Origin of the sequence: Kocuria rhizosphaericola, assembly GCF_044462205.1 — a bacterium.
Classification (GTDB): Bacteria; Actinomycetota; Actinomycetes; order Actinomycetales; family Micrococcaceae; genus Kocuria; species Kocuria rhizosphaericola.
In genome coordinates, this window is the sequence record NZ_JBISWK010000104.1 from 1 (window position 1) to 5893 (window position 5893).

The 5893-nt window shown below is 74.1% G+C and carries 4 protein-coding genes; all 4 read right to left on the reverse strand.

What is annotated here, in order from left to right:
* Nucleotides 1–127: 127 nt before the first annotated feature.
* Nucleotides 128–1624 (reverse strand): RNA polymerase sigma factor, encoded by a 1497-nt coding sequence (locus tag ACH9D2_RS10775; RefSeq protein ID WP_396362831.1) that lies wholly within the window; start codon nt 1622–1624, stop codon nt 128–130.
* Between the two features lie 187 nt (nt 1625–1811).
* Nucleotides 1812–3245, reverse strand: a complete 1434-nt coding sequence (locus ACH9D2_RS10780) for a DUF4192 family protein (protein ID WP_396362832.1) — start codon at nt 3243–3245, stop codon at nt 1812–1814.
* A 111-nt stretch (nt 3246–3356) separates the two neighbouring features.
* Nucleotides 3357–4652: an MFS transporter gene (locus ACH9D2_RS10785; RefSeq protein ID WP_396362833.1), complete on the reverse strand. Its 1296-nt coding sequence runs from the start codon at nt 4650–4652 to the stop codon at nt 3357–3359.
* A gap of 93 nt (nt 4653–4745) precedes the next feature.
* Nucleotides 4746–5663: a proteasome assembly chaperone family protein gene (locus ACH9D2_RS10790; RefSeq protein ID WP_396362834.1), complete on the reverse strand. Its 918-nt coding sequence runs from the start codon at nt 5661–5663 to the stop codon at nt 4746–4748.
* Nucleotides 5664–5893 lie beyond the last annotated feature (230 nt).

The window sequence follows — 5893 nt, forward strand, 5'->3', positions numbered from 1 at the left end:
CCGCGCGTCCCACGTGCCGTCCCCGCGACCTGCCCCGGGGCTCGGGGTCACGCCGCCGGGGACGGGCCGCGGCTCCGGTCGTCGGGGTCCCGTGTCCGGACCGGGCCCGGGCACAGGACGCCGACGGTCAGTCGAGGTAGTCGCGCAGAACCTGCGAGCGGGACGGGTGGCGCAGCTTGGACATCGTCTTGGACTCTATCTGCCGGATGCGCTCCCGGGTCACGCCGTAGACCTTGCCGATCTCGTCGAGGGTCTTGGGCTGGCCGTCGGTCAGGCCGAAGCGCATCGCCACGACGCCCGCCTCCCGCTCGGAGAGGGTGTCCAGGACCGAGTGCAGCTGCTCCTGCAGGAGCGTGAAGCTCACGGCGTCCGCGGGGACCACGGCCTCCGAGTCCTCGATCAGGTCGCCGAACTCCGAGTCGCCGTCCTCGCCCAGCGGGGTGTGCAGGGAGATCGGCTCACGGCCGTACTTCTGGACCTCGACGACCTTCTCGGGCGTCATGTCGAGCTCGTTGGCCAGTTCCTCCGGAGTGGGCTCCCGGCCCAGGTCCTGGAGCATCTGCCGCTGGACGCGGGCGAGCTTGTTGATGACCTCCACCATGTGCACCGGGATGCGGATGGTGCGGGCCTGGTCCGCCATGGCGCGGGTGATGGCCTGGCGGATCCACCACGTGGCGTACGTGGAGAACTTGAAGCCCTTGGTGTAGTCGAACTTCTCGACCGCGCGGATCAGACCGAGGTTGCCCTCCTGGATGAGGTCCAGGAAGAGCATGCCGCGACCGGTGTAGCGCTTCGCGAGCGAGACGACCAGGCGCAGGTTGGCCTCGAGCAGGTGGTTCTTGGCGCGCTTTCCGTCGTGGATGACCCAGCGCAGCTCCTTGCGGGTCTGCGGGTCCAGGGAGTCCTTCCCGTCCGCGAGCTTGTGCTCGGCGTACAGGCCGGCCTCGATCCGCAGGGCCAGGTCCACCTCCTGCTCCGCGTTCAGCAGCGCGACCTTGCCGATCTGCTTGAGGTAGTCCTTGACCGGGTCGGCGGTGGCCCCGGCGGAGACGACCTGCTGGGCCGGGGCGTCGTCGTCGTCGTTCGCGGTGATGACGAAGCCGGAGGTCTTCTCGTCCTTGGGCGCCGGCGCGGCGGCCGCCTCCTCGGGCGCGGCCTCCTCCTCGGTCTCCTCGTCCTCGTCCACCTCGGGGTCGACCACCCCGGCCACGTCGGTCAGGGTCGTCTCGATGTCGGCGTCGTCGGTGACGACGACGTCCTCCTCGGGCCCCCCGGCGACGTCCTGGGCCTCCTTGGTCGTCGGGGCCGCCGTCTTCTGGCGGCCCGTGGCCTTCGGCGCCGCGGGCGCCTTGCTCGCGGCGGTCCTGGTCGCGGTGGACTTGCCGGCCGTGGACTTCGTGGAACTGGCCGCGGCGGCGCTCTTCGGCGCGCCGGACCGCGCGGCGGTGGACTTCGCCGCCGTGGTCTTCTTCGCGGCCACGGTCTTCTTGGTCGCGGTCGACTTCGCAGCGGCGGTCTTCGCCCGCGGCGACGCGCCCGTGGTCCCGGACGGCGACCGAGCGTCCCCGGTGCCCGGGGCCTCGGCGGCGGTGTCCGTCGTCTTCTTGCTGGCGGCAGGTGACACTGAGAGCCTTTCGTTGAGCGGTCACGGCGTCCGCCCTCGGGGCAACACGCCTATGACCCTGTCAAGTCCGTGCGCCGGGCAGTGTCCGGCGCGGCGGGCTTGAAGGGTCCTGACAGCCGGAACCACGCATGCGCGGGATTTGTTCCCGCTCTGCCGACCGGACCCGAAAAAGTCCGGAACCCGGGGCTCAGGCGTGCCAGGCGGTGGCACGGTCCCGGGCCCAGAGGGGCACGGGCCGGGCGTCGGCGAGGCGCAGCACGCGCAGCGCGGAGGGGTGACCGGGGACCAGGGCGGTCGCCCGGCGCACGAAGTGCGCGGTGTGGGAACCGCGTGCCCGGAAACGGTTGAGCTGCGCCAGCTGCACGAGCACGCCCGCGAGCACGGTCCGCCCCCGCGCCTCGTCCGGCCCGTCCTGTCCGGGGTCCTCGGCCGCTCCCCCCGCCGGCCGCGGGCCCGTGGGCGCCGTCGGCTCGGCCTCCTCGGCGGACTCCGGGTGCTCGGTGGGCTCCAGGAGCCAGCCGAGCACCTGCAGCACCCGGTAGAGGGTGTCGAGCAGCGCCCAGTGCGGGGCGTCCGCCCACTCGCCGGCGAGCACGCGGGAGAGCCGGACGAGCTCCCCCGCGTCGGGCGCGGGCACCGGGGCGGCACCAGGGCCGGGCGTCCGCCCGGTGTGCCCGGCCGGCGGTCGCAGGGGCACCGGTGGCAGGCCCGAGGGGGCCGGTGCGAGGGTGGGCCCGATCGGGACGCCGTCGGCGCCGGCCTCCGGGTCGTCGACGTCGTCGCACAGCTCGGCCCACATCGCGGCGGCCGCGAGGACGCCCTCGAGGTCGTCCGTGGCGCAGACCACGAGGAGCAGGTCGGCGAGCACGGGGTCGACCAGGCTCGCCGCCAGATGGCCGAGCAGGTCGTCGTCGTGGCCGAGCACCGCCGGCACCGGGTCCTCGGGCGAGTCCCGGACCGCGGCGAGGACGTCGGCCCAGACGGACAGCGCCGGCACGAGGCGGTCGAGGTGGTGCCAGGTCCCCTCCCCGGCCCGCGCCCAGCGGACCGCGGCGCGGCCGGTGCCACGGGCGGTGCCGGCGGGCAGCGCCCCGTACTCGTGGTCCATGGCGAGCCGCGGGGCGGCCGCGTAGGAGCTTCCCGAGGCCACGAGCGCGGCGTTGACGGCGCTGTCCGCGATGCCGGTGACGTCCTGGACGTCCGCCGGGTCCTCGGCCGGCCACCAGCGGTCGCCGGCCACGATCCAGCGCGCCGCCACGGCCCGCCCAGCGCGCCGGGCGGCCTCGTCCACGAGTGCGAGCACGCCTTCCACCTCGGCGGGCGGGACGGGCGGATCCCCGGCGGACGGCGACGTGTACACGATCACGAAGATCCGGTCGCTCAGGGCGTCGTGGCCCACGAGGTCGGCGAGCTCGGCGACGAACGCCTCCTGGAGGCCCTCGTCGGGCGGGCCGCCCGGGAGGTCCACCCGCACGCACGCCCCCGCCGTTCCATTGCCGGCGGCGAACAGGACCAGGGAGTCGGCGGGCCAGTAGCCGAGGGTGTGCGGCACGACGGCGAGCAGGTCGGCCGCGCACCGGACGACGGGGACGAAGGGATCTCCGATGGGGTGCTGTCTCATGTGCCCAGCCTGGGCTCTCCCGGGCCGGGGGTGCCGGTGCGCTCCCGGCCTGTGGACCGCAGGCGGGGCCGGGGCCCGATTCGCGGCACGGTGCAGTGCCGACGGGACCGGTCAGGCGGCGTCCTGACCGTGCCGCCGGCGCACCCGCCGGGCGGTGGCCAGCACGCCCGCGGTGCCCGCCGCCGCGATCAGGAACTGCGCCGCGATCGCCAGCCGGAAGGCGTCGGGGGCGTACAGCTCGTCGCGGAAGCCCGCGGCGTGCAGCACGTCGAGGACGAAGCCGGTGACGAAGATGGCCAGCACGGAGGCGGTGAAGCCGCCCACGTTGACGATGCCCGTGGCGGTGCCCGTGCGGCGTGCCGGGTTGAAGCTGCGGGTGATGTCGAAGGCGATCATGGACGCCGGCATGCTGATCGCGATGAGACACACGGCGGCCAGCACGACCGGGACGGGCGCCGTTCCCGGCCAGACCAGCAGCACGGTCCACGCCGAGAAGATGACGGCGGTGACCCCCAGGGACAGCCGCACCCGGCGGTGCGGGCGGCGGGCGGTGAGCCCGCCCAGGCCGAGTGCCACGGCCAGGTTGGTCAGCACGAAGGAGGTCATCACGAGGGAGACCGTGGTGTCGGACAGGCCCTGGGCGTACTCCAGGTAGGGATAGCCCCACATGAGCACGAACGTGTTGCCCGCGAACTGGGTGGTGAAGTGCACCCAGAAGCCGAGCCGGGTCCCGGGCTCGGCCACGCTCTCCCGGAGCACCTGGCCGGTGCGCCGCAGGCCGAGCTCCCGGTTCAGGACCTCCACCCCGGGGGGCGCGTTGCGCAGCAGGGCCGCGGCGAGCACGGCGGCGAGCAGCGCGAGGGAGGCCAGCGTCATGAAGGACGGGAACCACCCGGTCAGCTCGAGCAGCCAGGCGAACGGGATGACGGAGATGAGCTGGCCGAGGTTGCCGACCACGCCCAGGAACTGGGTCAGCGGTGGCACGCGCAGCGCGGAGAACCAGGCGGGGATCAGGCGCATCACGCACACGAACGTGGCGGCGTCCCCCGCGCCCACGAGCACCCGTCCGGCCACGCCCTCGCCGACCGTGTCGGCCAGGGCCAGCTGCACCTGCCCGGCCGTCATGAGCAGCGCCCCGGCGGCGACCATGACGCGGGAGCCGAACCGGTCCACGAGCACGCCCACGGGGATCTGCAGCCCCGCGTAGACGAGGACCTGCATGAGCGAGAACATCGACAGCGCCGACGCCGCGGTGCCGAAGCGCTCGGCCGCGTCGACCGACGCGACGCCGAAGCTGGTGCGCTGGGCCACGGCGCTGAAGTAGGCGAAGGTGCCGATCGCGAAGACCAGGTAGGCGCGGCGGGAGTCCTTGCCGGGCTCGTGGGCCCGGTACCGGTCGGACGGCATGCACTTCGCTCTCGGGGGGACTGGGCCGGGACGGGTCCCGGGGCTGCGGGGCCACCCCGGGACGACGCCGGGCCGGCCGCGCGCCGGGCGGGCTCAGTCCTGCTCGTCCTCCTGGGCGGCGAGGAAGGCCTCGGCCGCGGCGCCGATCTCGTCGGCGTCGGGGAGCTCGGACTCGTCCCCCACCAGCAGGGAGCGCGGCACCGAGGCGTCGACGACGTCATCGTAGCGCTGTTCCAGTCCTGCCACGACCGCCTGCACCTCGGGCGACGCGCCGACCTGCTGGTCGATCTGCTGCTCGATCTCGCGGGCCGCCTCGCGCAGCTCGTCCGAGGGCAGGTTCAGCGACGTCACGGCGCTGACGTGCTCGAGGGCGGCCACGGCGGCGTGCGGCAGGTGCGCCTCGGCCAGGTACTGCGGGACGTGCACGGTGAAGCCGATGTTGTCGATCCCCGCCTCGCCCAGACGGATCTCGAGGAGCTGGGCGGCCGACGAGCTCATCTCCACGACCGGCTTCCACGCGTGCTCGGCGGGCAGCAGGTCGGCCCGGTTGCCGTGCACCGAGACGATGAACGGACGGGTGTGCGGAACGGGCATCGGGATCCCCGAGACGATCGCGACGAGGGACACGTCCATCCGGCGGGCCAGGCCCACCACGGCCTCCGTGAACCGGTTCCACTGCAGGTCCGGCTCGGGGCCCGTGAGCAGCGCGAAGCTGCGCCCCAGGCCGTCCGTGACCAGCCGGAGGGACAGCTCGGGGTTCTGGAAGCCCTCGAAGTGGTCCTCCGCGAAGGTCACGTGCGGACGGCGGGCGCGGTAGTCGTAGAGCTGGTCCAGGTCGAAACGGGCCACGACCTCGTGCGGCAGGGCCTCCGTGATGGTGTGCTCGATCTGCACGGCCACGTGCCCCGCCTCCGCGTAGCCGGACAGGGCGACGATCAGCGGCAGGCCACGAACCCGGGCGTCCTCGAGCAGAGCGGGATTGCTCAGGTACAGCGAGGTGGGGTCCAGCACAGCTCTTCCTCCTGGGGTGGGTCGTTTCCGGGCGTCCGTGGGGAGGCCGGTGCGGGGCACGCCGGCGGTGGAGCGCCCGGATCATGTCAACCGTCCGCGGGCACCGCGTTATTCCCCGCGCCGTTCCCCGGCGCGCCACCGGGCGCCCGCCCGCGCCCCCGGCCCGGCGGCGCAACGGCCGGGGATAGGATCGACAGCACGCCTGCCGGCGGGGCCGGGCCGCCGGGAAG